Raw genomic sequence first — 23,348 nt, forward strand, 5'->3', positions numbered from 1 at the left:
TCAGCGCAGCAAGGCGTGCCCGCCGGCCATGTGCGCCGTCTCTGCGCGCGAGCCGAGTGCGAGCTTTCTGTAGATGCCCTTGATGCGGCATTCCACCGCCAGCCGGGGCATGGCCAGCGCTTGGGCGACGTCTCGGTGCTCGAGCCCCTGCACCACGAGTTCGAGCGTCTTGCGCTCCTGCGTCGTCAACGCCGCGTCGGGCATCGACCCCGCATCGGCCGCATGCCCCGCGTGCCATGCAAGCACGCGCCGCGCAATGGCCGGGTCGATGGTGGCGCCGCCCTGCTCGATGCTGCGCAGGCCGATGCTGAGTTCGAGGTCGTCGCGCTCCTTCAGGAGATAGGCCACCGCGCCGGCGCGAAGCGCGGAAAAAATGGCTTCCTCGCTGCGGGAGGCGGAAATGGCCACGGCCGGCACCTGCGGATGGTGGGCCTGCAGCCACTCGACGAGCTCGACCGCGCCGTCGCCAGGCAAGCCGATGTCCACCAGCACCACGCCGAAGTTCGGCTTCTCCAGCAGCTGCATGGTCATCTCGACGTCGTCGGCCCAGGTGATCTGCGGCTCGTCGCATCCGAGCGTGGGCAGGATGTAGCGCAGACGTTCCTGCATCGCCGTGTCGTTTTCGACCACGAGCACCGAGTTCAGCGAAACGGTTTCGACGGCTTCCGAAGAGAACATTTGGGCGGCATTCTGAGGCTGTGGCCGAGAAAATGGGACGTTTCGACTTATTTTGCGCGAATGTTGCCGGAATTCACATTTATGTTCCCCGGTTTGCCCATGCCTTGAACAGGGCCTTGCACGGAGGGCTGCGCAAGCCCGCGCCGGCACCCAATATTCCTGTTCGATCAGCCCATCAGGTTGCGCAGTGCCGCTTCGACCGCCGCAGCGGTGGCCAGCGGCTTTTCCATGGGAAACAGGTGCGTGCCGTCAAGCATGGCGATGCGCCCCTTGGTGACCTGCTCGGTCATTGCCATGCCCACCTGCCTCATCTCCACCGACTGGCGCCCGCCGATGAATGCGACCTTGCACTTGAGCGGATGGCGGCGCAGCAGGGCACCGAGGTTATGGGGCAAGGTGTTGTAGATGGCCGTTTCCACGTCGCGGTCGAAGCTCAACTCGCGCGTGTCGTCGCGGTCGCTGGTGCCGTGGTCGATGTAGTCGTGCAGCACCTGCTCGTCCCACCTGGAAAAGGCCTTCTTGCTGCGGAAATGCTCGAACACCGCTTCGCGGTGCGCCCAGCTGTTGCGGCGTTTCCGGCTGATGGCGCCGGGCGAAATGCTCTTCATGAGCGGTGTGCGCTTGACGACATTGAGCGTGTTCGCGCGCCAGCCGCTGAGGACCGGCGAGTCGAGCAGCACCACGCCGCAAGCGAGCGCCGGATGCAGCGCCGCGCACATCAGGCTCAGGATTCCGCCAAGCGAATGGCCGACCAGGAACACCGGGCCGCCGGCGCGGTCGGCGTGCCGTTGCGCGAAGTCGGCCAGCTGCTGCACCAGGTGCGGCCAGTTGTCGGTGACAGGGTACTTCGGGTCGTGCCCGAATTTCTCGATGGCGTCGACCTCGAAGCCGCGGCTGCGCAGGCTGTCCAGGACGACGCGGTAGGTGCTCGCGGGAAAGCTGTTGCCGTGCGAGAACACGACGGGAGGCATCGGCATGGCCGCGGTCGGCTTCAGATCAGCTTTTCGTCGGGCGTCGAGATCTTGCGCAGCGGGCTGTGCCGCGTGGCCGGCATCTTCAGCGGATGCTCGGTGGCGGAGTCGTCCCACACCGGGTCCTCGATGCTGTCGAACACCTCGCGCAGCTTCTGGCCCCAGCTGTTGTGCATCATGCGGTAGTAGGGGTTGTCGGCATCGATGCAGATCACGCGGTCGGTCTCGAGCTTGTTGGCCTCGTACACCACCAGGTCGAGCGGCAGGCCCACCGAGAGGTTCGACTTCATGGTCGAGTCCATCGACACCAGCGCGCACTTGGCGGCTTCGTCCAGCGGGGTCTCGGGCGTGAGCACGCGGTCGAGCACCGGCTTGCCGTACTTCGATTCGCCCACCTGGAAGTAGGGCGTCTCGGTGGTGGCCTCGATGAAGTTGCCGGCCGCATAGACCAGGAACAGGCGCATGCCTTCGCCCTTGACCTGGCCGCCGAAGATGAAGGACACGTTGAAGTCCAGCCCCGCATGCTTGAGCGCTTCGGCGTCGCGGTCGTACACGTGGCGCACGGCCGAGCCGAGCACGCGCGCGGCGTCGAACATGCTCTTGGCGTTCCAGATGGTGATGGGGTCGCCCTGCGAGCCGTCTTCGCGCGTTTCGCGCAGTTCCTCGATCTGCAGGATCTCGCGCACCGACTGCGAGATGCTCAGGTTGCCCGAGGACAGCAGCACCATGACGCGGTCGCCCGGCTGCTCGTAGACGATCATCTTGCGGAAGGTGCTGATGTGGTCCACGCCCGCGTTGGTGCGCGAGTCGGAGAGAAACACCAGGCCGGCGTTGAGTTTGATGCCTACGCAATAAGTCATTTTTTCATCTCGCACGAAGGATGCCCGCTACGCGGCGCTGCGTTCGCGCGTGTTCAGTTTTTGTAAGGCATAGAGCGCGTCGAGCGCCTCCCGTGGCGTCATCGCATCGGGATCGAGCGCGGCCAGGGCGGATTCTACGGCGCTGGCCATAGGCGTTTCGGCCGCCGGGGGCGGGGCGAACAGGTCGACCTGCGCGCGCGTCTGGGCGTGCTGCGATTCCAGCGCCTCGAGCGCCTGCCGCGCATGGTTGACCACCGCGGCCGGCATGCCGGCGAGCCGCGCCACCTGGATGCCGTAGCTCTTGCTGGCCGGGCCGGGCTGCATTTCGTGCAGGAACACGATGTCGCGGCCCGCCTCGGTGGCGCTCACGTGCATGTTCACGGCGCAGTGGTGCGTGGCCGGGAATTCGGTCAGCTCGAAGTAGTGGGTGGCAAAGAGGGTGAAGGCCTTGCTGCGGTCGTGCAGCTGGGCCGCGATGCCCGCGGCCAGCGCCAGGCCGTCGAAGGTGCTGGTGCCGCGGCCGATCTCGTCCATCAGCACCAGCGACTGGGCGGTGGCGCTGTGCAGGATCTGCGCGGCCTCGGTCATCTCGAGCATGAAGGTCGACTGCGCGTTGGCCAGGTCGTCGGCGGCGCCGATGCGGGTGTGGATGGCGTCGATCGGCCCGAGCCGGCAGGCCGCCGCCGGCACGTGCGAGCCGATGGACGCCAAGAGCACGATGATCGCCACCTGCCGCATGTAGGTCGACTTGCCGCCCATGTTGGGGCCGGTGATGACCTGCATGCGCTGCTGCGGCCCGAGCTGCGTGTCGTTGGCGATGAAGCCGCCCGAGGATTTCTCGGCCAGCCGCGCCTCCACCACCGGATGGCGGCCCTGCTGGATCTCGATGCAGGGATGCGAGACGAAGCTCGGCGCGCGCCAGTGCAGCGTGTGCGAGCGCTCGGCCAGTGCGCACAGCGCATCGAGCGTGGCAATGGCGCCGGCCAACTGCGTGAGCGCGGGTACCGAGGGCTGCAGTGCGTCGAGCAATTGCTCGTAGAGCCACTTCTCGCGGGCGAGGGCCCGGTCCTGCGCGCTCAGCGCCTTGTCCTCGAAGGCCTTGAGCTCGGGCGTGATGAAGCGCTCGGCGTTCTTCAGCGTCTGGCGGCGGCGGTAATTGTCGGGCACCTTGGAGAGCGCGCTTTGCGTCACCTCGATGTAGAAGCCGTGCACGCGGTTGAACTGCACCCGCAGGTTGCTGATGCCGGTGCGCTCCCGCTCGCTGACTTCGAGCTTCAGCAGGAAGTCGTCGCAGTTCTCGCTGATGGCGCGCAGCTCGTCGAGCTCGGCGTCGTGGCCGGTGGCGATCACGCCGCCGTCGCGCACCAGCGCCGACGGGTCGGGCTTGATCGCGCTCGCCAGCAGGTCGGCGCAGCCCGGCGGCGGCGCGAGCCGTTCGATGATGCGGCCCAGCAGCTCGCCGGACGCCGGAAGCGCCGGTGCCAGCTGCTCGGACTTCGCGAGCGCGAGGCGCAGCGCCAGCAGTTCGCGCGGACGCACCTGCCTGAGCGCGATGCGCGCCGCGATGCGTTCCACGTCGCTGGTGTTCTTCAGCTGTTCGCGCAAGGTGCGCCAGGGCGCGGCCGTGCCACCCAGCACCGTGGACTGGAGCGCGGCAATGGCTTCGAGCCGGGCCTGCGCCTCGCTGCGGTCGCGCCGCGGCGACAGCAGCCAGCGCTTGAGCAGCCGGCTGCCCATGCCCGTCATGCAGGTGTCGAGCAGCGAGAACAGCGTGGGCGAATCCTCGCCGCGCAATGTCTGCACCAGTTCGAGGTTGCGGCGCGTGGTGGGCGGCAGCTCGACCAGATCGCCGTCGCGCTCCACCGACAGGCGCTGCACGTGCGAGAGCGCGCGGCCCTGCGTGTGCTCGGCATAGCCCAGCAGCGCGGCCGCGGCGGCATGCGCATTGGCGAGCGATTCGGCGTTCCAGGCCGCAAGGCTGTTGCTGCCCATCTGCTCGCTGAGCTTGCGTTCGCCCAGGCCACCGTCGAACTGCCACGCGGGCCGGATCGAGAGCGTGAAAGGCGTGGCCGCGCGCGCGGCCTTCAGGCGCTGCTCGAAGGCCGGCGTCACCTCGGCGCTGTAGAGCAGCTCGCTCGGCGCGATGCGCGCGATCCAGGCTTCGAGCGCGTCGGCCGGGCATTCGGCCAGCCGCAGTTCGGCGCCGGTCACGCTGAGCCAGGCCAGGCCGCAGAAGTTGCGCGTGCCCGCATGCACCGCGAGCAGCAGCGATTCGCTCTTGTCGTTGAGCAGTTCCGAATCGGTCAGCGTGCCGGGCGTGACCACCCGCACCACCTTGCGCTCGACCGGGCCCTTGCTGGCGCCGACTTCGCCCACCTGCTCGCAGATGGCCACCGATTCGCCCAGCTTGATGAGCCGTGCAAGGTAGGTGTCGACCGCATGGAAGGGCACACCGCACATCACCACCGGCTGGCCGGCCGACTGGCCGCGCTGGGTGAGCGTGATGTCGAGCAGGCGCGCGGCCTTCTCGGCATCGGCCCAGAACAGCTCGTAGAAATCGCCCATCCGGTAGAACAGCAGGGTGTCCGGATGGTTCGCCTTGAGGCCCAGGTACTGCGCCATCATGGGCGTATGCCCGGAGAAGTCGCTGGTGGAGGGGGAGGGTTGCGCAGTCGTCGTTTTCACTCGGACGATTATCGGGGACGGCGGCCGGCCATTCCGGCTGACCGGCAATGCGCACCTGCCGCTTTAAAATCCGCCGGCGCGAACCCCGCGTGAAGAAACAAGGTGCCCATGGTCCACCCGGATGAATTCAAAGGCCCCGAAGCGGACGCGCTGCCCGACACCGTCACCTTGCCCGCAGAACTCGCCGCGCTGTATCTCTGCATGTCGCCGGCCCAGCTCGCGGACCTGCGCAAATCGAAGCGGCCCGATGGGCGGGCAGGCAACGGCGCCTCCATCATCAAGCCCGTGGAAAGCGGCGCAGCAGCCGGTCCGAAAGACGCGGTGCTCTACAAGCTCGGCATCTTGCGCGACTTTGCCAAGTCGCATACCGCGCCCACTGCCTTCGACACCGCGCTGGACTCCGGGTTGCCGGGCTGGGTGTCCGCCAAGCTGCCTTTCTTTGCCGAGCGCGAACCCCGCGTCAAACGTGGCCGCCGCGTGCTCATCGGCGGCGCCTGGAACCGGGCGGACCCCCTGCGCGAGAAACGCTTCGCCGACTTGGCGAAGGGCCGCATCCGCTTCACGTCATTGACATGCGCCGAAGCCGCAGCGAGCCTGTGGGCCGACGTGGCAAGCCACGCTGCACTCGCCGAACAGGGGCTCGCCCTGCTCAGGAGCGAGACACAGGCCATCGAGGCCGCGCTGGCGGCCACCGGCCAGCTGGCCGCGGCTTCCAATCCGGATGCGGTGGCCTGACCCGCTTCCTTCAAGACCAACCAGCGACGAGCACCGATGCTGATCAACTGCGTGGCCTACGAAAACGGCGCCAAGCTCGCCGACATTCCGGTCGAGGACATCAGCGAGTACATCTCCCGGCCCGGCTGCTTCGTCTGGGTGGCGCTGAGCGACGCCACGCCGCAGGAGCTGGCCCAGATGCAGGACGAGTTCAACCTGCATCCGCTCGCGGTGGAAGACGCCCAGCACGGCCACCAGCGGCCCAAGGTCGAGGAGTACGGTGATTCGCTCTTCGTCGTGATGCACCTGGTCGAGCCCTCCGCCGAGGGCGAGCACTGCATGAACGTGGGCGAGGTCGACGTGTTCGTCGGCAAGAACTACGTGCTCTCTGTGCGCAACCGCAGCCAGCAGGGCTTCCTGGGCGTGCGCGAGCGCTGCGAGCGCGAGCCCGAGCTGCTGCGCAACGGCGCGGGCTTCGTGCTGTATGCGCTGATGGATGCGGTGGTGGACCGCTACTTTCCGGTCATCGATGCGCTCGAGGTGGAGCTCGAATCCATCGAGCAGCAGATCTTCACGCAGGGCGGCGCGGCGCGCGACAAGATCAAGCAGTTGTACGACCTGAAGCGGCGCAGCATGATCCTCAAGCGCGCCGTCGCGCCGCTGGTCGAGGCCGCGGGCAAGCTGCACGGCGGGCGGGTGCCGCAGATCTGCGTGAGCTCGCAGGAGTATTTTCGCGACGTGGCCGACCACCTGGTCCGCATCAACGGCTCGATCGACGCCATGCGCGACACCATCGGCACGGCCATTTCGGTGAACCTCTCGATGGTCACCATCGAGGAGAGCGAAGTGACCAAGCGGCTGGCGGCCTGGGCCAGCATCTTTGCGGTGTGCACCGCGTTCGCGGGCATCTGGGGCATGAACTTCGAGCACATGCCGGAGTTGAAATTCCGCTATGGGTATGCGGTGGCGCTGGTGCTGATCGCGGCCACCTGCAGCTATCTCTATTACCGGTTCAGGCGCGCGGGCTGGCTCTGAGTTTTTCTTTCTCCCGCCCCTTCCGGGGGGGGCAGGGGTGGGGGCTGGCGGCGTATCGGGTGCAGTCAACTTGCGATACGCCAAGAGCCCCCATCCCAACCTTCCCCCGGAGGGGGAAGGAGCAAGTCACTCGTCGTGCGTATCGTGCGTGGCCGCTGCGCCGCGCCGCCAGTAGCCGGAGGCGCGAATCCACTTGGGGTTGGCGCCGCGCTCGCCAACGAGGTGCGCGCGCAAGGCCTTCGCAATCGCCGATTCGCAACCCACCCAGGCGTGGAAGTCGCCGGGCGGCAACTCCGTGGCCTTGAGTGCATCGAGCAGCACCGGGCTCAGGCCCGGTTCGACGCCGTTGCGGTGGACCCATTTCAAGGTGAGCTGCGCCTGCGTCTCGAACGGAACCTGGTCGGCTTCGCTGTCGACCTCGGCCAGAACCACCACCTGTGCACCGGCCGGCAACTCGGCCAGGCGCCGCGCAATGGCGGGCAGGGCGGTGTCGTCGCCGATCAGCAGGTGCCAGTCGAACGCCGTCGGCACGATGAACGAGCCGCGCGGGCCGCCCACGCCGAGCACGTCGCCGGGCCTGGCCTGCTCGGCCCATTGCGTGGCAGGGCCGGCGTCGTGCAGTGCGAAGTCGAGCTCCAGCGTGTTGGCGCTGGCGTCATGGCGGCGCGGCGTGTAGTCGCGCATGGTGGGCCGGCCGCTCGCGGGCCACACCGGGCCGTCGGGTCCCATGGCCGGCAGCGTGAGCTGGCCGGTCGCCGCGTCGGGGAAAAAGATCTTTGCGTGGTCGTCGAAGCCCGGGCTCGTGAAGCCCGCGAGGTCGTCGCCCGTGAGCGTGATGCGGATCAGGTGCGGCGTCACGCGCTGCACGGCCTTGACCGTGAGCTGGCGAAATCGAAGCTCGTGGCGCACGCGGCGCGGCGTGCGCTCGGGTGTGGTGGAAGCGGAAGTGGTTGTGAAGTCGGTCATTTCAAAGGAAGAAGTTCAGATGCGCTCTAACTGTTGAGCGGCGCTGTCGAGCACCGCGGCGAAATCGTGGGCTTGTTGTTCGGTGAGGGGGGCGCCCGAGAGGCGCATGCGCATCGCGAGCTTGAGGTTCTCGATGGCGCGCGTGACCTGCGGCGGGCGCCCGCCGCGCGGACCGGCGCCGTCGACGCCGCCGTTCATGCGGGCCATCATGGCATCGGCCGTGTCGCGGTTGGCCGCCAGGAACTCCCGGCCGCTCGCGGTGATGCTGTAGCGCTTGCGTCCGCCGGTGTCGGCCGTTTCCACGCTCAGGTAGCCCATCTCCTCGAGCAGCGTGAGGGTGGGGTAGACCACACCAGGGCTCGGCGCATAGCTGCCGCCCAGGCGGTCTTCGATGGCCTTGATGAGCTCGTAGCCGTGGGCAGGCTTGTCGGCGATGAGCTGCAGCAGCACGAAGCGCAGGCCGCCATGGCCGAACACCCGTGCGCCGCCGCGTCCGCCGCGGCCTCCGCCATGCATGCGCTCTTCGCCGCCGTGGCGGCCGTGGCCGCCCGAAAGGCCGTCTTCGTGCTCGCCGCGCGGGGAATGGCAGTGGTGATGGTGGTGGTGGCCGAAGTGGAAATGCCGCATGTCGATGTCCTCTAGATGTATATCGAAATTATTTTCGATATATCTAAAAAAGTCAAACAGCTCTGCCTGCCGCATCACTGCAGCGCATCCAAGGGGGCGGGCAAGGTGGATTGGGCCGAGGCCCGGGCAAGCGGTCGGGCGGCGCCCGTCCGGTGATCAGGCGATCATCGATTCCAGGTCGGACGCGAGCTCGCGCGGCGCTGGCATGTCCTGCATCACGTCCTCGGAGAGGCCGATCGCGTCCGCCGGCTGGGCTGGCCAGACATGTTGCGCATCGCCGATGCGCAGCCCTTCGCGTTCCAGGGCGACGCGCCAGACCGCCAGGTGCAGCACGCTGGCGAGCGGGTCGACCTGCTCGGCCTCCATTGGGTTGGCGAAGGAGGAAAGGGCGCTGACGAACTCGGGCGCGAATTCCCAGCGGGCGGCCAGCCGGGCGCCGACCTCGCCATAGTGGAAGCCGAACTTCTGCCGCTCCACCTCGAGCCGCCCCATGCGATCGAAGGGATGCACGGCGTTGAGTTCGGCCATCGGCTGCTTCATGGCGCCGGCCATGATCAGGTGTCCGATGGCGTGCATGCTGCCGACGGTGAAGGCCAGGCTCTGGTCCACGCGGCGCGTCTTGCCCGCGAGATAGCGGGCCACGGCGGCCACGCGCAGGCTGTGCGACCAGAAGGCCGGCAGGTGCACGCCCTCGACCTTGCGGAAGGTGCCCGTGAGGCCGGAGCTCACCACCAGGGAGCGGATCGAGGAGAAGCCCAGCAGCTGGATCGCGTCCTGGATCGACAGGATCTTGCGGCGCAGCCCGAAGTACGGCGAATTCGCCATGCGCAGCACGCGGGCCGTCAGCACCTGGTCGAGCTCGATCTTGCGTGCCACCACGGAAACCGCGGCGTCCTCGCTGCGAAGGAGCTCGATGAGATCGAACACCACCTTGGGCACCGTGGGAAGCAAGTGGCTGTCGGTAAACAGTTCGTCCAGGGTCATGGCGATCTCGGGCTGTAGTTTTTTGCTGCCCGGGATTGTCCTGCAACCTTAGTGTTACATGTTGATGTCTTCGGAATCGGGCCGGCTCCCGTGGCCCGGCTGCAGACTTCCAGCAACACTGGAGCGCCCTCAGCGCTGCGGCATGTCCTTGACCGAGTAGCCCAGGCTCACCGTCGCATCCTCCGGAATCGCGGGCATCGTGGCGTTCCAGGCCAGCCAGTCTTCCCGCATGGCCGCGAGCCGCTGCGGCTCCTTCTTGCCCAGGTTCGCCCGTTCGCGCTCGTCCGCCGGAATGTTGAACAGGTACTCGTTGCCGTCGACCTTCAGGTACTTCCAGTCGCCGTCGCGCATGGCCTGCTGGCCGCGGTGGTTCATGCGCCAGTGCAGCGGGCGGCGGAAGCTGTGCTTCGCGTCCTTCAGCACCGGCATCAGCGACACGCCGTCGAGCGGGTAGTCCGCATCGGCCTTCACGCCGGCCGCGTCGAGCATGGTGGCGGACCAGTCCATGGTCATGCACAGCTGCCGGCTCTCGCCGCCCTTGGCAATCACCGCGGGCCAGTGCGCGATCCACGGCACGCGGATGCCGCCTTCGGTCAGATCCATCTTGCCGCCCACCAGCGGCCAGTTGTCGGAGAAGCGCTCGCCGCCGTTGTCGCTGGTGAACACCACCAGCGTGTTGTCGGCCATGCCGTGCTTCTCGAGCGCGGCCATGATCCAGCCGATGCCCTCGTCCATGTGATGGATCATGCGGCGGTACACGTGGATGTTGCCGCCGGCCAGGTCGAACAGGTTGTCCTTCACGAGCGGCGCCTTCTCGGCGTCGTCGCGCGTTTCCCAGGGCCAGTGCGGCGCGGTGTAGTGCAGGCTCAGGAAGAAGGGGGCGTCCTGCTTTGCCATGCGCTCCACGTAGTCGACGGCGCGCCTGGAGAGGATGTCGGTGAGGTAGCCCTCTTCCTTTTTGTCTTCCTCGCCGAACCACAGGTCGTGGCGGCCCGTGGAGTCGCAGTGCGTGAAGTAGTCGACGCCGCCCGACATCGGCCCGAAGAACTCGTCGTACCCCGAGCGCAGCGGCCCGAAGGTGGGCGGGTAGCCCAGGTGCCACTTGCCGATGAGCGCGGTCTGGTAGCCGCCGGCCTTCAGCAGCGAGGGCAGCGTGGGATGGTCGGTCGGCAGGCCGAGCGTGGTGCTGCCGCGGCTCTTGCTGTTGATGGGTTCCTCGGCCGCGCCGCGCAGCCGGTATTGGTAGCGCGCGGTGATCATCGCAAAGCGCGTGGGCGAGCACACGGGCGAGTTCGAGTAGCCCTGCGTGAGCTTCAGCCCGTTGGCCGCCAGGCCGTCGAGCACGGGCGACACGGGTCCGAACGCGGCATCGCGGCCGCCGTAGCAGCCGAGGTCGGCATAGCCGAGGTCGTCGGCCACGATGAAGATGATGTTGGGTCTGGTCATGTCTCTGGAAGGGTTCAGGGCTGGTAGCCGGACTTCTGGACGACGGGTGCCCATTGCGCCTTGTAGGCCTTGAGCATTGCGGCGGTCTGCGCCTGCGTGCTCACCACCGGCGTCATGCCGGCGTCCTTGAACTTGCGCTGCGTGTCCGCATCCTGCATGACTTCGCGGATGGTGGCGGCCAGGCGCTCGACCTTGGCCTTGGGCATGCTGGCCGGCGCAAAGAAGGTGTTCCAGCCGGTGGCGGCCAGGTCGAGGCCGGCTTCCTTGAAGGTCGGGATGTTCGGCGCGAAGGGCGAACGCTGGGCGCCCGACAGCGCCAGGATGCGCAGCTTGCCGGCGTTGTGCTGCGGCAGCACAACGTCCTCGGTATCGACCGAGATGGGCACCTGGCCGCCGATCAGGTCGTTCAGCAGCGGGGCCGAGCCGCGGTAGCCGATCACCTGCGTCTGCACCTTGGCCTTCTCGCCCACCATGAGGCCGAAGAAGTGCGGCAGGCTGCCGGTGGCTGGCACGCCCACGTTGGCCTGGCTGGGGTTGGCGCGCATCCACGCCAGCAGGTGGTTCAGTTCGCGCACCGGCAGCGTGGGTGACACCGACAGCGCGAAGTCGTAGCTGTTGACGTGCGACACGGGCACGAAGTCGCGCTCGGGGTCGTAGTTGTTGTCCTTGAAGACGAGCGGCGCCACCACCATCACGGCCGGGTTGGCGAGCATCAGCACGTTCTGGCTGGCGGGCGTGTTCCTGGCCTGCTGCGCGGCAAGGCGGCCGCCCGCGCCGGGCTTGTTGTCGACGACGACCGGCACGCCCAGCCTGGCGCCGAGCTTGTCGCCCACGATGCGCGCGACGCGGTCGGTGGCGCCGCCGGGGGCGTAGCCGACGACGATGTGCAGCGGACTGTCGAGCGTTTGCGCGCCCGCGCTGGCGGGCACGGCGGCGATGGACGCCATGAAGCCGGCTGCGGCAAGCAGCGCGGCAAGGCGGCGGGTGATGGGGGCGGTCTTCGGCATGTCGGGGTTCCTCCTCGTTCGGTCGTTCATTCGGTTGTTCAGTCGGTGGCCTGGAAATTCACGGCCTTCATGATGCCCGCCCAGCGCGCGGTGTCCTCGCGCATGGTCTTGAGCAAGGCCTCGCTGCCGTCGCCGACCGGGTACATGCCGTTCTGCAACAGCAGCTGGCGCACCTCGCGGGCATTGACGGCCCGGGTGAATTCGGCGCGCAGCTTGTCGACGACGGGCTGCGGCGTCTTGAGCGGCGCATAGTAGGCGAACCACGCGGTGGCCACCACGTCCTTGTAGCCGGCCTCGACGAAGCAGGGCAGATTGGGCATGAGCGGCGAGCGCTTCTCGCCGCTGGTGGCCAGCACCTTTGCGCGGCCCGTGGGCAGCATCTGCTGCGCGCCGCCGACGGTGTCGAAGTACACGGGCACGGTGCCGCCCATCAGGTCCTGCCGCGCGGGCGTGGAGCCGCGGTAGGGCACGTGCACCATCTTCAGCCCGGCCGCGCGGTTGAGCATCTCGCCGAGAAAGTGCGAAGGCGTGCCCGCGCCATAGGAGCCGAAGCTCAGCTTGTCGCCCTGCGCCCTGGCCCAGGCGATGAATTCGGCCAGTGTGTTGGCGGGCACGTCCTTGTGGACGGTGAGCGCCAGTTCGAAGCGCGCCGCATTGATGATCGGCACGAAATCCTTGACCGGATCGTACGAGAGGCTGCGGTAGGCGCTCGGGAACATGGTCATCATGCTGGCCGTGCCCAGCAGCAGCGTGTGGCCGTCGGGCGCGGCCGTCTTGACGGTTTCGGCCGCGATGCGGCCCGCCGCGCCCGCGCGGTTGTCGATGATCAGCGGGCCCAGCGCGTCGCGCACCTGCTGCGCGATGGCACGCGTCAGCACGTCCTGCGTGCCGCCGGCGGGCACGCCGATCAGCACCTTGACCGGCTGGCCGGGCCTGAAGGCCTGGGCCTGCGCGTCGAGGGCAAACGGCGCCAGGGCAAGGCCGCCCAGCGCGGCGAGTGCGCGGCGGCGGTCGAAGCTGGAAAGAGGCGTGCTGGGCATGGGGCGGTGTCTCCGGGGTCTTATAGGGCTGGTGCTGGATCCCGAAGGACTTTAGAGACGCTACATTCGATTGATCTAATCAACCATCCCCCGGACTAACCCCGAATGACCGCGCCGCGCCGCTCGCCCGACGACCTGCTGCTGTACCGGCTCGCGCGGCTGATCGGGGTTGCGGGCAGCATGGTGATTCGGCTGTGCGAGGGCCGCTTCGGCATCACGCGGCGCGAGTGGCGGCTGATCGCGGTGCTCGCGAGCCGCGGCGAACTGGGCTCCTCCCAACTGGCCGAGCACGCCCAGCTCGACCGCGCCCGCACTTCCAAGACGATCGGCTCGCTGGTCGAAAAGCGGCTGGTCTCGCGCGTGGCCCGCGCGGGCGACCGGCGGCAGGTGCTGCTGGGCCTGACCGAGAGCGGGCAGGCGCTGTACGAGGAGCTTTTTCCGCTGGTCACGAAGATCAACGCCGAGCTGATGGAGGCGCTCGACCAGGAAGACGCGGCGCGGCTGGACGGATTCCTGGACCGCCTGCAGGCGCAGGCCGAGCGCATGGTGCAAAAGGCCGTGCTGCCCAAGGCCGACCGCGGGCGCCGCGGTGCGGGCGGCATCAGTCCACCTTCATCCCGGTCGCCTTGACGATGCGGCCGTAGCGCGCCTGGTTGGCTGCCAGGCGCTCGGCCGCGGGAGCGCCGGTCTCGCCGAGCGCCACCATGTCGAGCGAGGCGAGGCGCGCCTTGACCTCGGGCAGCGCCAGCGCCTTCTGCAGCGACTGGCGCAGCGCCTGCACCACGGGCTCGGGCGTCGCGGCCGGCACCATCGCGAGGTAGAGCACCTCGAATTCCAGGTCCTTGAGGCCGAGTTCACCCACCGTGGGCACCTCGGGCAGCAGCGGCGAGCGCTGGCGGCCGGTCACGGCCAGCGCGCGCAGCTTGCCGGCCTGCACCTGCGGCAGCAGGCCCGGCGTGGCGAGGATGCCGGCCTGCACCTCGCCACCCAGCAGCGCCATCACGGCCGGCGCATTGCCCTTGTAGGGCACGTGCGTGATCTTGGCGCCGGTCGCGGTCGAAAAGATGCCGGCCGCAAGATGGCCGGGGCTGCCGTTGCCGGCGGAGCTGAAGGTGGCGGCTTCGGTCCTGGCCTGCGCGATGAATTCCGGCAGCGTCTTGGCCTTCGCGGCGGGCCCGACGCCGAAGCCCAGGCCCGACGAGCTGAAGATCATCAGCGGCTTCAGGTCCCTGGCCGCGAAGGGCATCGACGCATACAGGTGCGGGTTGATGGTGAAGGTGCTGTCGATGCTCAGCAGCACCGTGTAGCCGTCGGCTGCACTCTTGGCCACGAGGTCGGCGCCGATGTTGCCGCCGGCGCCGGGCCGGTTGTCGACCACGAAGGGCTGCCTGAGCTCCTTCTGGAGCACGTCCCCCAGCGCACGGCCGAGGATGTCGAGCGGACCGCCGGCCGGGAAGTTGGTGATGAACTTCACCGGCTTGGCGGGGTAGGCCGCGTCGGCATGCGCGGCCGGGCTGCCGAGCGCGAGGGAAAGCGCAGCGCAGGCGGCGGCAAGGGCCAGGCGGCGCGATGCGCCCGGGGTGTTCTTCTTCGAGAAACCGGTGGTCATGTGTTTGCTTGTCTCCGTACAGCCGGCACTCTAGAAGGCGGAAGCGGCCCGCACAACTGAAAGCTCTTCTGCCAGCTATTCCGGCTGGTTATATTTGAACGGCCGCCTCACAGGGAAGACACCCATGTCAGCCATGAACAACTTTGCGCGCCTCAAGCTGCGCCACCTGCAATGCCTCGTGATGGTGGCGCAGGAGCGCAACCTCGTGCGCGCGGGCAAGGCCCTGGCTCTCACGCAGCCCGCGGTGTCCAAGACCATCGCCGAACTCGAAGAGATCGTCGGGCGCCAGTTGCTGCTGCGCCGCCGCCGCGGCGTCGAGCTCACGCCGGCGGCCGAGGTGCTGGTGCGCCATGCCGTCTCCGCGCTGCGCGGGCTGCGCGAAGGCATGGGCCTGGCCATGGACCAGCCCGAAGCCGATCAGCTGCGCGCGGCCGTGGGTGCTCTGCCCAACATGGCAGCCAACCTGCTGCCCGAGGCCGTCGCGCGGCTGTTTGCATCGCATCCGGCGCTGCGCGTGCGCGTGGTGAGCGGCACCAACGCGCAGCTCATGACGCAGCTGCGCCAGGGCGAGATCGACCTCGTGCTCGGCCGGCTCGCCCAAGCCTCGGCGATGGCCGACCTGGCGTTCGAGCAGCTCTACAGCGAGCCGCTGCTGCTGGTGGTGCGCCCGGGCCATCCGCTCGCGGCGCGGCGCCGGCTCACGCTCGACGCGCTGGCCGCGCATCCGCTGGTGCTGCCCGTCTCGGGCACCCTGATCCGGCACACGGCCGATGCCTTCCTGATCGCGCAGGGCATGGCGCTGCCCAGCCGGCTGGTGGAGGCGACGGATACGAGCTTCGTGGTCGGGCTGCTGCAGCGCTGCGACGCGGTGTGGTTCGCCCCGCAGGGTGCCGTCGAGGGCTTGATTGCACAGGGTGCGTTGAAGCGCGTCGCCATCGACACCTCGAGCACCGAAGGGCCGGTGGGCTTCACGGTGCGGCGCGGCGGCGAAGCGGGCGAGGGCGCGCGGCTGCTGGTCGAGGCGATCCGCGGAATCGTCGCGGCCGCGGCGCGCGGGGGGCGGCCTGGTGCCAGACTCGGGAATACCGCATGAACACCACCCCGAACGAACGCCAGCAGATGGTCGATGCGCTGCGCGGCTTCGCGCTGCTGGGCATCCTGGTGGTCAATATCGCGAGCTTCGCATCGACCTACTATGGCCTGGGCGTTCCCGATCCGATGGCGCTCTCGCTGGCCGACCGCTGCGCATCGTTCGTGCGGGCCTTCGTGTTCGAGACCAAGTTCTATCTGCTGTTCTCGTTCCTGTTCGGCTACAGCTTCACGCTGCAGATGCGGTCGGCGGAGCGCGACGGAAAAGCTTTCGTGCCGCGCATGGTGCGGCGGCACGTCGGCCTGTGGGTCATCGGCGTCGTGCATGCCGTGCTGCTCTACTACGGCGACATCCTCACCACCTATGCGGTGCTGGGCGCCGTGCTGCTCATGCTGCGCAGGCGCGGTGATGTGTTCCTGGCGTGCGTGGGCATCGCGCTGGTGCTGCTCACTTCATTGCTGTGGGCCGCCGTCGGCCAGATGTACACGCACATGGACATGTTGATGGCAACGCAGGCGGCCTACGCCGAAGCCGCCGCGGCGCTGGCCGCCTACCGCGCGACGCCCGCCATGGTGGTCGTGCAGCATTTGCGCGATCTCTCGCAGACCTGGTGGATCACGGGGCTGGTGCAGGCGCCGGAGGCGCTGGCCATGTTCTTCGCGGGCTTCATCGCCGGCAAGCGCGGGCTCCTCGCGCATGTCGAAGCGCATCGCACGCTGTTGTGGCGGATGTTCTGGTGGGGCCTTGCCGTCGGCCTGCCGGGTGCGCTCGCCTACGCCTGGCCGACCCTGCGGCTGAATGACCCGGTGCGCGACATCCAGGGCCTTGCGGTCACGCTGCTGACGGCGCCGTTTCTGGCTGCCGCGTATGCGGCCGGCATGCTGCTCGTGTTCCAGAGCGGGCGCGGCGGCCGGGTACTGGTGCAACTGCTGGCGCCGGCGGGCCGCATGGCGCTGTCGAACTACCTGCTGCAATCGCTGGTCTGCGCGTGGATCTTTCTTGCCTACGGGTTGCGCTGGATCGGAACGGTCGGGCCGCTGGCCACATTCGCAGTGGCGTTCGCGATCTTCGCAGGCAACCTGGCGCTGAGCCGGTGGTGGATGCAGCGCTTCGCCTACGGCCCGGCGGAGTGGCTGCTGCGGGCCTTCACCAACCTCCAGCGGCCGCCGCTGCGCCGGCGCCGGCATGCGGATCAGCGCGACAGCAGCGCCGAGAACTGAAACACCGCAAAGCCCAGCAGCAGTGCGCCCGACAGCCGGTTGATGGACTGGAGCACCCGCGCACCGAGCTTGTGCCGCACCATCGACACCGCGGTCGACAGGCCCACCCACCACAGTGCCGACCCGAGGAAAACGCCCACCACCATCGTCACGGCGGCGCCGCTGCTGCTCGCATGTCCGGAGCCGATCGATGCGAACACCGCGACGAAGGACAGGATCGTCATCGGATTCGCGAGCGTGAGCATGAACACCGACAGCATGGCTTTCCGCGGCGTGGCGGCGTCCTGCGCGGTCCGGGCCTGGGTGGCGGCCGGTGCACGCAGCAGCTGCACGCCCATCCACCCCAGGAAGGCCGCGCCGCCGAGCGCCAGCGGCACGCGCGCCGCCACCATCGACGAGATGACTGCCGAGACGCCGAACGCGCCGATGGCGCCGTAGCACGCATCCGCCAGCGCGGCCCCGAGGCCGCTGAAAAGACCGATGGCACGGCCGTGCGCGAGCGTGCGCTGGATGCAGAGCAGCCCGATGGGGCCCACGGGTGCGGCGATCGACAGCCCGATGACCAGGGCCTTGAGGAAAAGAGAAAAGTCCATGCCTGGAATTGTTCGGCGCGGCCTCCATGGCGAGAATGACGAAATTCAGGCGCGCAGCGTGCCAAGCCTGAAATCGGAAGTGAAATTCTCAACTGCACCTTAGATTCATGGAAATCGACTCCAAGAACTGGCAAATCCTCGACGCGCTCCAGCAGGACGCGCGCACCTCGCTGACGGCGCTGGCGCGGCAAGTGGGCTTGTCCGTGCCCTCGACCTCGGAGCGCGTGAAGCGGCTCGAGGAGGCCGGCGTGATCGAGGGCTACCGTGCGGTGGTTCCGCCGCGCAAGGCGGGCTATACGGTGACGGCGCTGATCGGCATCACGACCGCGCAGCCCGACAAGGCCCGGCTGCTGAAGCTGCTCGATGGCCGGCGCGAGGTGCTCGAGTGCTTTCACGTCACCGGGCAGGACTCCTATGTGCTGAAGGTGGTCGCCCGGGACATCGAGCATCTGGAGACCTTCGTGAGCAGCATCAACCACCTGGGGGAGACGCGCACGTCGATCGTCATGTCGGTGCCGATCCCGGCGCGCGCGGTGGCGGTGCCAGCGGGCGCCGTGCCCGGATAAGGCGCTGCGGCGCCCTGCTTCAGGCCGCCGCCGAGCCCTGAGGCAGGTCGGCCTCGATGCGCATCCTCGGCAGGAACTGCGGGTACTCGCGCTGCATGAAGTCGAGGAGCCCTTCGCGCACGGTGCAGCGCAGGTCGAAGGCCAGGCCCGAGGTGGCGGCGGTGCACAGCACGCGAACCTGCATGCTGCGCTCGGTCGCATCGGTGACGCGCATGTTGAAGAAGCGGCCGTCCCATTCGGGCGCCGCCTTCACGATGCGCTCGACCTCTTCGCGCAGCGGCGCCAGCGGCATGCCGTAGTCCACGTAGATGAAGACCGAACCGAGCAGTTGCGACGAGTGGCGCGTCCAGTTCTGGAACGGCTTCTCGATGAAGTAGCTGAGCGGCAGGATCAGGCGCCGGTCGTCCCAGATCTTGAGCACGACGAAGGTGCCGGTGATTTCCTCGACGCGGCCCCATTCGCCTTCGACCACCAGCACGTCGTCGATGCGGATCGGCTGGGCCAGCGCAATCTGCAGCCCGGCGATCAGGTTGCTGAACACCGGCTTGGCGGCCAGGCCGGCCACGATGCCGATCACGCCCGCGGAGGCCAGCAGGCTCGCGCCGACCTGGCGCGCGCCGGGAAAGGTCATGAGCATCATCGCGCCGCCGGCCACCAGCACCACCGACATGGCCGTGCGCGCGAGCACGCGCGTCTGCGTGAGCACGCGGCGCGCCTGGAGGTTGTCTGCAATGTCGGACGGATGCTGCGCGAGCACGCCGTCGGCAAAGCCGCTGATGGCCCTTACCGCGAGCCAGGTGGTCGCGGCAATCAGGAGCAGGCCGTTGAAATGCCGCACGCTGGCAAGGAAGCGCAGGTCCTCGGGCGCCGCCTGGAGGATGAGCAGCAGCGCCACCAGCGGGAGCACGAGCCGCGCCGGTGCGTTGCAGTTGATCACCATCGCATGCACCGCGGGTGCGGGACGGGTGATCCGTTTCAGCACGAGGCCGCCGATGCGGTGGACCAGGAGAGCGAGCGGGACGGCGATGAGGACGGCAATCCAGGTGCCGAACCAGGGGTGGGCAAGTATCTCTTGGGTCATCAGGCGATGGTCGTCGTTGCTTCTGTTGTCTCGTTCAGATGTTGAAGAATGCGCGCCGCGTCGTCGCGCAGCTGCGTCGAAAGTGCCGTGGCCAAATCGAGCCGGCGCAGCAGCCAGGGGCTGATGTCGTTGTCGAACGGGTCGGGCAGGGGAATCGGGCCGCCCACGGTGGTGGAGCCGGGGCTTTCGGGCAGCGAGGGGCCGGTGGTCGGCGCGCTGCCGATCGCGGCTTCGATGCGCTGCGCGGTGCGCGCGAGCGGACCTTCGATCTCGGCGGCCGTGAGCCGGTCGCGCCGCAGCACCAGCATCGACTTGACGGCGCTGAGCTGCGCCAGCAGCTGGTAGCTGTGCGCCTGCAGGTGTTCGAGCGGCTCCAGCGGCGGCTGCACCGCGCGCGGCTCCGACAGCGAGCGCTGCGTGGCCTGCACCAGGGCCGAGAGGCTGTCGTAGGCCTCGCGGCGCGCGAGCCGCCATTCGAGCTCGGGGCTGCTGTCGACGGCCTGCAGCTGGCCGAGGCCGAGCGCCAGCCGTGCATGGCGCGCCTGCGCGGTGAGCGTGCGCGCCACCAGCGCCGGAATCTGCCCGCGCTCCCAGGAGGGCAGCACATAGCAGAAGCCCCAGGCCAGCGCGGCGCCGATCAGCGTGTCGGCAATGCGCTCGAACAGCGCGAAGATGGGCGCGGCGCCGGTGTTGAGCATGTGCGCCTGCACCAGGCCCAGCACAGTGGCGGCCACCGCCGTGATCAGGTAGCGCCGCACCGCAAAGCTGTGGGCGATGGCCTGCGCCACCGTGAGGATGACCAGCAGCATGAGCGGCGACGGATGCGCGGAGAGCAGGCCCACCGCGAGCACGCTGCCCAGCAGCGTGCCGGCGACGCGGCTGTTGCGCCGCTCCAGCGTCTGCGAGAGGCTGCCGCGCAGCACCACCACGATGGTCAGCAGGATCCAGTAGTCGTGCGAACCCCAGGGCAGCGACACCGCAATGGCGTAGCCGGCCGCAATGGCCAGTGCCGCGCGAATGGCGTGGCGCAGCGGCGGCGCGTCCCAGCGCCACAGCGTGAGAAAGGGCAGCAGCGACCAGTCGGTCGGGCTCACGAACATCTGCCAGTTGGCGCGCACCACCGCAAGGTTGGGTTCGGCATCGCCGCGCGCCATGGCCGACAGGCGCAGCACCTCGTCGTTGATGTGGCCGATGCGGCTGGCCAGGCCGCGCGCGAGCATGGCGGCGTTCGGGCCGGGCAGGCCGTGGCTGGCGATATGGTCTTCGCCCGGAAGATGGATCGACGCGAGCCGCGGCCGCCGGTCGGCCACCACCTCGGGCTGGCGGCCCATGAGCAGCGCATCGCCGAGCGCAATGGTGTCGTTGGCCAGCTCCTCGAGCACGCGGCGCATCTCGATGAGCGCCTGCGCATGCGCGGGGTGGCTCTTGAGCGCGTCCAGGTCGAGCTCGCTCGCAAGCAGCTGGTCGCGCATTTCGAGCACGATTACCAGCATGGCGGCCAGCCGCTGCCGGCGCGGTGTGCGCGGCGATTCGAGCACGATGTCGCGCGTGGCCTGCAACTGGTCGGCCAGCGCGGCCTGTTCGCGCAGCAGCTGGCCCAGCAGGGGCGCGGGGGTTTCGCGGATGTCGCTGGTGTCGTCGCGCGGCGTGAACTGGCTGGCCTCGGTGCGCATCAGCGCGGCCAGCGAATACAGCACGTCCGAGACCGACTGGACGCGAAAGCGCGAATTCAGCGCATGGTTGGCGAGCGTGGCCCAGATCACGTAGAGCCCGGCGCCAAGCCCGAAGTGCCAGGTGCGCTCGAGCGCCTCGGCCATGCCGCCGGGTGCGGGCGTGGCCATCGAGAAGACCATCGAGAACATCACCGCGATGGCAATGGGGATGCCGCGCTTGCCCCATGCCATGGCCAGGAAGGCGACGAAGGTGGCGGGCACCAGCACCAGGCCGAGGCGAATGGGCGCGGCGTGCAGCAGCTGCACGAAGAAGAACAGCGGCAGCCCGATCAGCGGGGCCGGCAGCATCTGGAAGAACTTGCCGCGGCGCGGGCCGGGCAGGTCGGGCGGGGCCGTGACGATCACGCCCACCGCGGCTGTGGAGGCCGCGATGGCGCCGAGCCACAGGTGCGCGCCGGCCGAGATGACCAGCAGGCCGAGCGCGACGGTGAGGCCGCTGGCGACGTACTGGCTCAGCGCAATGCGCAGCGCCGCACGGAAGCGGAGGGCGGCACCTGGCCCCTGCATCACTTGGCGGAAGCGTCGCCTTCGGAGGAGCCGCCGCCAGCAGGCGCGTCGCGGCGCACGCGCGTGAGCTTGCGCTGCACGGGAGCCGCCGGCGCGGCCGCGGGAGCGGGTGCCTCGCCGTCGAGTGGCGCGGCCGTCAGGTCGGTGACGGTGCTGCGGGCGTACAGGTCGACCGATTCGTCGGCACCGGGCCGCGCGGCGGCCGACACGGCGCGCACGCGGTCGCTGGCGCGCATCTTGTCGTCGATGCCCGCAAACTTGGAGTACTTGGCGAGCAGCGGCACCAGCTGGCCGTAGATGCGCGGTGCGCCGGCCAGGCATTCGCGCTGCTCGAGGAAATCGGGCTCGCCCGTGAAGTTGCCGATCAGGCCGCCGGCCTCGGTGACCAGCAGCGAGCCCGCGGCCACGTCCCAGGGGTTCAGGCCGGTCTCGAAGAAGCCGTCGGTGAAGCCGGCCGCCACGTAGGCCAGGTCGAGCGCCGCGGCGCCGGGGCGGCGCAGGCCCGCCATGCGGGGCATCATGTCGGCCATGATGGCCAGGTACTGCTTGAAGTTGTCGCCGCTGCGGAACGGAAAGCCCGTGGACACCAGGCATTCGCTGAGCCGGGTGCGCTTGGACACGCGGATGCGGCGCTCGTTCATGTAGGCGCCGCGGCCCTTGGTGGCGGTGAACAGGTCGTTGCGGCTCGGGTCGTAGATGACCGCCTGCTCGATCTTGCCGCGCACGGACAGCGCGATGGACACGCAATAGACGGGGAAGCCGTGGATGAAATTGGTTGTGCCGTCGAGCGGATCGATGATCCAGACGTAGTCGGAATCCTTGGCGCCATGCTCGGCGCCCGATTCCTCGGCCAGGATGCCGTGCCCCGGATACGCGCCAAGCAGCGTTTCGATGATGACCTGCTCGCTGGCGTGGTCGACTTCGGTGACGAAGTCGTTGACCTGCTTCTGCGAGATGCGCACGGCCTCGACGTCGAGGGCGGCGCGGTTGATGATGGCGCCGGCGGCGCGTGCGGCCTTGACGGCCACATTGAGCATGGGATGCAGGTTGGGGGACGACATTCTGGATTGTGAGAAGAACGGTGGGGTAGGTCCCCTGGAGGCGACCCTGCGGTCCGGCGATGCGGGCGGCGAGAATCGGGCATTTTACCGGCTCCGCCGCCTTGTGTCTCCCAACCCCGCCATGCGCACCCGTTTCATCCTGATCCAGACCAGCCACGCCGGCAATGTGGGCGCCGCCGCCCGCGCCATGAAAACCATGGGTTTCGACGACTTGGTGCTGGTCGCGCCCCGATGGGCCAACGTGCTGCGGCGCGAGGAAACCATCCAGCGCGCGAGCGGCGCGCTCGACGTGCTGACCAATGCCCGCATCGTCGAAACGCTCGACGAGGCGCTCGACGGCGTGACCCACCTGTGCGCCACCGCCATGATCCCGCGCGACTTCGGCCCGCCCACGCGCACCCCGCGCGAGCACCTGGAGCCGCTCGCGAAGCAGGGCGACCAGCATGTGGCCTTCCTGTTCGGCTCCGAGCGCTTCGGCATGCGCAACGAAGACGTCTACCGCTGCAACGTGGCGCTCTGCATTCCCACCGACCCGAAGTTCGGCTCGCTCAACCTCGGCGCCGCCATCCAGGTGGTGGCCTACGAATGGCGGCTTGCGCTGGGCGGCTACGAGGTGCGCGATGCCACCGCGCCCATCGAGGCGGCCGATGCCAAGGCGGTGGCCGGCATGCTCGAGCATTGGGAGCGATCGCTGGTGGAGATCGGCTTTCTGGACCCCTGGGCACCGAAGAAGCTGATGCCGCGGCTGCAGCAGCTGTTCAACCGCGCCCAGCCCACGCCCGAGGAAATCCACATCCTGCGCGGGATCGCCAAGGCCATGGCCGATGCGGCCCGCGGGCCGCGCAATGGCTGACAAAACCCCATCGGCGATGCGC

At 68.7% G+C, this 23,348-nt stretch carries 22 protein-coding genes; 7 read left to right on the forward strand and 15 right to left on the reverse strand.

Features of this window, described 5'->3' with window-relative positions; genetic code table 11:
• The 4 genes from EJO66_RS21825 to mutS all read right to left on the reverse strand — a co-directional run bounded on the left by EJO66_RS21825 (nucleotide 1) and on the right by mutS (nucleotide 5,134).
• On the reverse strand, nucleotides 1-678 hold the full coding sequence (locus EJO66_RS21825) for a response regulator transcription factor (RefSeq protein WP_124955760.1): 678 nt from the start codon (nucleotides 676-678) through the stop codon (nucleotides 1-3).
• Nucleotides 679-845: 167 nt separating this feature from the next.
• The gene (locus EJO66_RS21830; RefSeq protein WP_206168877.1) at nucleotides 846-1,655 is read right to left on the reverse strand and encodes an alpha/beta fold hydrolase; all 810 of its coding nucleotides are present in this window, start codon (nucleotides 1,653-1,655) and stop codon (nucleotides 846-848) included.
• Between the two features lie 14 nt (nucleotides 1,656-1,669).
• A complete protein-coding gene (locus EJO66_RS21835) occupies nucleotides 1,670-2,509 on the reverse strand; it encodes a proteasome-type protease (protein ID WP_012748685.1) in 840 nt (279 codons plus the stop codon).
• Between the two features lie 27 nt (nucleotides 2,510-2,536).
• Entirely contained in the window at nucleotides 2,537-5,134 is a 2,598-nt protein-coding gene (gene mutS, locus EJO66_RS21840) for a DNA mismatch repair protein MutS (protein ID WP_240648661.1), read from the reverse strand.
• A gap of 168 nt (nucleotides 5,135-5,302) precedes the next feature.
• On the opposite strand from mutS, the gene EJO66_RS21845 reads away from it, so the two are divergent.
• Nucleotides 5,303-5,929, forward strand: coding sequence for a hypothetical protein (locus EJO66_RS21845; RefSeq protein ID WP_124955756.1), 627 nt, complete (start codon nucleotides 5,303-5,305; stop codon nucleotides 5,927-5,929).
• A gap of 36 nt (nucleotides 5,930-5,965) precedes the next feature.
• Complete coding sequence (gene corA / locus EJO66_RS21850) at nucleotides 5,966-6,943, forward strand: magnesium/cobalt transporter CorA (RefSeq protein WP_124955754.1); 978 nt, start codon at nucleotides 5,966-5,968, stop codon at nucleotides 6,941-6,943.
• A 126-nt stretch (nucleotides 6,944-7,069) separates the two neighbouring features.
• On the opposite strand, the gene EJO66_RS21855 is transcribed toward corA, so the two are convergent.
• From EJO66_RS21855 to EJO66_RS21880, 6 genes are all read right to left on the reverse strand, one after another.
• On the reverse strand, nucleotides 7,070-7,909 hold the full coding sequence (locus EJO66_RS21855) for a siderophore-interacting protein (protein ID WP_125966074.1): 840 nt from the start codon (nucleotides 7,907-7,909) through the stop codon (nucleotides 7,070-7,072).
• 15 nt (nucleotides 7,910-7,924) lie between these two features.
• Nucleotides 7,925-8,536: a PadR family transcriptional regulator gene (locus EJO66_RS21860; RefSeq protein ID WP_125966075.1), complete on the reverse strand. Its 612-nt coding sequence runs from the start codon at nucleotides 8,534-8,536 to the stop codon at nucleotides 7,925-7,927.
• A 156-nt stretch (nucleotides 8,537-8,692) separates the two neighbouring features.
• The gene (locus EJO66_RS21865) at nucleotides 8,693-9,520 is read right to left on the reverse strand and encodes an HDOD domain-containing protein (protein WP_125966076.1); all 828 of its coding nucleotides are present in this window, start codon (nucleotides 9,518-9,520) and stop codon (nucleotides 8,693-8,695) included.
• Between the two features lie 129 nt (nucleotides 9,521-9,649).
• Nucleotides 9,650-10,966 (reverse strand): sulfatase family protein, encoded by a 1,317-nt coding sequence (locus tag EJO66_RS21870; protein ID WP_125966077.1) that lies wholly within the window; start codon nucleotides 10,964-10,966, stop codon nucleotides 9,650-9,652.
• A 14-nt stretch (nucleotides 10,967-10,980) separates the two neighbouring features.
• Nucleotides 10,981-11,973: a Bug family tripartite tricarboxylate transporter substrate binding protein gene (locus EJO66_RS21875; RefSeq protein ID WP_125966078.1), complete on the reverse strand. Its 993-nt coding sequence runs from the start codon at nucleotides 11,971-11,973 to the stop codon at nucleotides 10,981-10,983.
• Between the two features lie 38 nt (nucleotides 11,974-12,011).
• The gene (locus EJO66_RS21880; protein WP_125966080.1) at nucleotides 12,012-13,013 is read right to left on the reverse strand and encodes a Bug family tripartite tricarboxylate transporter substrate binding protein; all 1,002 of its coding nucleotides are present in this window, start codon (nucleotides 13,011-13,013) and stop codon (nucleotides 12,012-12,014) included.
• A 105-nt stretch (nucleotides 13,014-13,118) separates the two neighbouring features.
• Here EJO66_RS21880 and EJO66_RS21885 point away from each other — a divergent pair, with 105 nt between their 5' ends.
• Complete coding sequence (locus EJO66_RS21885) at nucleotides 13,119-13,643, forward strand: MarR family winged helix-turn-helix transcriptional regulator (RefSeq protein ID WP_125966081.1); 525 nt, start codon at nucleotides 13,119-13,121, stop codon at nucleotides 13,641-13,643.
• Here the strand turns inward: EJO66_RS21885 and EJO66_RS21890 are convergent.
• The gene (locus EJO66_RS21890; protein ID WP_125966082.1) at nucleotides 13,615-14,622 is read right to left on the reverse strand and encodes a tripartite tricarboxylate transporter substrate binding protein; all 1,008 of its coding nucleotides are present in this window, start codon (nucleotides 14,620-14,622) and stop codon (nucleotides 13,615-13,617) included. The genes EJO66_RS21885 and EJO66_RS21890 overlap by 29 nt on opposite strands.
• A gap of 124 nt (nucleotides 14,623-14,746) precedes the next feature.
• Between EJO66_RS21890 and EJO66_RS21895 the strand changes: the two genes are divergently transcribed.
• The gene (locus EJO66_RS21895; RefSeq protein ID WP_125966084.1) at nucleotides 14,747-15,715 is read left to right on the forward strand and encodes a LysR substrate-binding domain-containing protein; all 969 of its coding nucleotides are present in this window, start codon (nucleotides 14,747-14,749) and stop codon (nucleotides 15,713-15,715) included.
• The gene (locus EJO66_RS21900) at nucleotides 15,712-16,932 is read left to right on the forward strand and encodes a DUF418 domain-containing protein (RefSeq protein WP_125966085.1); all 1,221 of its coding nucleotides are present in this window, start codon (nucleotides 15,712-15,714) and stop codon (nucleotides 16,930-16,932) included. The genes EJO66_RS21895 and EJO66_RS21900 overlap by 4 nt, the downstream gene beginning before the upstream one ends.
• On the opposite strand, the gene EJO66_RS21905 is transcribed toward EJO66_RS21900, so the two are convergent.
• Nucleotides 16,905-17,525, reverse strand: a complete 621-nt coding sequence (locus EJO66_RS21905) for a LysE family translocator (protein ID WP_124961763.1) — start codon at nucleotides 17,523-17,525, stop codon at nucleotides 16,905-16,907. The two genes, EJO66_RS21900 and EJO66_RS21905, sit on opposite strands and share 28 nt — an antisense overlap.
• A gap of 107 nt (nucleotides 17,526-17,632) precedes the next feature.
• Here EJO66_RS21905 and EJO66_RS21910 point away from each other — a divergent pair, with 107 nt between their 5' ends.
• Nucleotides 17,633-18,091: an Lrp/AsnC family transcriptional regulator gene (locus EJO66_RS21910; RefSeq protein WP_018906329.1), complete on the forward strand. Its 459-nt coding sequence runs from the start codon at nucleotides 17,633-17,635 to the stop codon at nucleotides 18,089-18,091.
• A gap of 19 nt (nucleotides 18,092-18,110) precedes the next feature.
• Here EJO66_RS21910 and EJO66_RS21915 read toward each other — a convergent pair whose 3' ends face one another.
• The 3 genes from EJO66_RS21915 to EJO66_RS21925 are packed head-to-tail and all read right to left on the reverse strand — an operon-like array spanning nucleotide 18,111 to nucleotide 22,473.
• Nucleotides 18,111-19,172, reverse strand: a complete 1,062-nt coding sequence (locus tag EJO66_RS21915) for a mechanosensitive ion channel family protein (protein WP_124961764.1) — start codon at nucleotides 19,170-19,172, stop codon at nucleotides 18,111-18,113.
• The gene (locus EJO66_RS21920; RefSeq protein WP_125966115.1) at nucleotides 19,172-21,412 is read right to left on the reverse strand and encodes an FUSC family protein; all 2,241 of its coding nucleotides are present in this window, start codon (nucleotides 21,410-21,412) and stop codon (nucleotides 19,172-19,174) included. The genes EJO66_RS21915 and EJO66_RS21920 overlap by 1 nt, the downstream gene beginning before the upstream one ends.
• Nucleotides 21,412-22,473: an inositol monophosphatase family protein gene (locus tag EJO66_RS21925; RefSeq protein WP_124961765.1), complete on the reverse strand. Its 1,062-nt coding sequence runs from the start codon at nucleotides 22,471-22,473 to the stop codon at nucleotides 21,412-21,414. Before EJO66_RS21925 ends, EJO66_RS21920 begins: the two co-directional genes overlap by 1 nt.
• Nucleotides 22,474-22,594: 121 nt before the next feature.
• Here EJO66_RS21925 and EJO66_RS21930 point away from each other — a divergent pair, with 121 nt between their 5' ends.
• The gene (locus EJO66_RS21930) at nucleotides 22,595-23,326 is read left to right on the forward strand and encodes an RNA methyltransferase (RefSeq protein WP_125966086.1); all 732 of its coding nucleotides are present in this window, start codon (nucleotides 22,595-22,597) and stop codon (nucleotides 23,324-23,326) included.
• Nucleotides 23,327-23,348: the final 22 nt, after the last annotated feature.

This window comes from Variovorax beijingensis (assembly GCF_003951285.1).
Lineage (GTDB): Bacteria > Pseudomonadota > Gammaproteobacteria > Burkholderiales > Burkholderiaceae_C > Variovorax > Variovorax beijingensis.

Excerpts from the sequence above, each read along its gene's own strand:
- EJO66_RS21880 (WP_125966080.1), bottom strand. The coding sequence starts at position 13,013 with ATGCCCAGCACGCCTCTTTCCAGCTTCGACCGCCGCCGCGCACTCGCC.
- EJO66_RS21830 (WP_206168877.1), bottom strand. The coding sequence starts at position 1,655 with ATGCCGATGCCTCCCGTCGTGTTCTCGCACGGCAACAGCTTTCCCGCG.
- EJO66_RS21865 (WP_125966076.1), bottom strand. The coding sequence starts at position 9,520 with ATGACCCTGGACGAACTGTTTACCGACAGCCACTTGCTTCCCACGGTG.
- EJO66_RS21870 (WP_125966077.1), bottom strand. The coding sequence starts at position 10,966 with ATGACCAGACCCAACATCATCTTCATCGTGGCCGACGACCTCGGCTAT.
- EJO66_RS21885 (WP_125966081.1), top strand. The coding sequence starts at position 13,119 with ATGACCGCGCCGCGCCGCTCGCCCGACGACCTGCTGCTGTACCGGCTC.
- corA (WP_124955754.1), top strand. The coding sequence starts at position 5,966 with ATGCTGATCAACTGCGTGGCCTACGAAAACGGCGCCAAGCTCGCCGAC.
- EJO66_RS21895 (WP_125966084.1), top strand. The coding sequence starts at position 14,747 with ATGTCAGCCATGAACAACTTTGCGCGCCTCAAGCTGCGCCACCTGCAA.
- EJO66_RS21845 (WP_124955756.1), top strand. The coding sequence starts at position 5,303 with ATGGTCCACCCGGATGAATTCAAAGGCCCCGAAGCGGACGCGCTGCCC.
- EJO66_RS21875 (WP_125966078.1), bottom strand. The coding sequence starts at position 11,973 with ATGCCGAAGACCGCCCCCATCACCCGCCGCCTTGCCGCGCTGCTTGCC.
- mutS (WP_240648661.1), bottom strand. The coding sequence starts at position 5,134 with ATGATGGCGCAGTACCTGGGCCTCAAGGCGAACCATCCGGACACCCTG.
- EJO66_RS21915 (WP_124961764.1), bottom strand. The coding sequence starts at position 19,172 with ATGACCCAAGAGATACTTGCCCACCCCTGGTTCGGCACCTGGATTGCC.
- EJO66_RS21835 (WP_012748685.1), bottom strand. The coding sequence starts at position 2,509 with ATGACTTATTGCGTAGGCATCAAACTCAACGCCGGCCTGGTGTTTCTC.
- EJO66_RS21925 (WP_124961765.1), bottom strand. The coding sequence starts at position 22,473 with ATGTCGTCCCCCAACCTGCATCCCATGCTCAATGTGGCCGTCAAGGCC.
- EJO66_RS21910 (WP_018906329.1), top strand. The coding sequence starts at position 17,633 with ATGGAAATCGACTCCAAGAACTGGCAAATCCTCGACGCGCTCCAGCAG.
- EJO66_RS21860 (WP_125966075.1), bottom strand. The coding sequence starts at position 8,536 with ATGCGGCATTTCCACTTCGGCCACCACCACCATCACCACTGCCATTCC.
- EJO66_RS21905 (WP_124961763.1), bottom strand. The coding sequence starts at position 17,525 with ATGGACTTTTCTCTTTTCCTCAAGGCCCTGGTCATCGGGCTGTCGATC.
- EJO66_RS21825 (WP_124955760.1), bottom strand. The coding sequence starts at position 678 with ATGTTCTCTTCGGAAGCCGTCGAAACCGTTTCGCTGAACTCGGTGCTC.
- EJO66_RS21930 (WP_125966086.1), top strand. The coding sequence starts at position 22,595 with ATGCGCACCCGTTTCATCCTGATCCAGACCAGCCACGCCGGCAATGTG.
- EJO66_RS21855 (WP_125966074.1), bottom strand. The coding sequence starts at position 7,909 with ATGACCGACTTCACAACCACTTCCGCTTCCACCACACCCGAGCGCACG.
- EJO66_RS21890 (WP_125966082.1), bottom strand. The coding sequence starts at position 14,622 with ATGACCACCGGTTTCTCGAAGAAGAACACCCCGGGCGCATCGCGCCGC.
- EJO66_RS21900 (WP_125966085.1), top strand. The coding sequence starts at position 15,712 with ATGAACACCACCCCGAACGAACGCCAGCAGATGGTCGATGCGCTGCGC.
- EJO66_RS21920 (WP_125966115.1), bottom strand. The coding sequence starts at position 21,412 with ATGCAGGGGCCAGGTGCCGCCCTCCGCTTCCGTGCGGCGCTGCGCATT.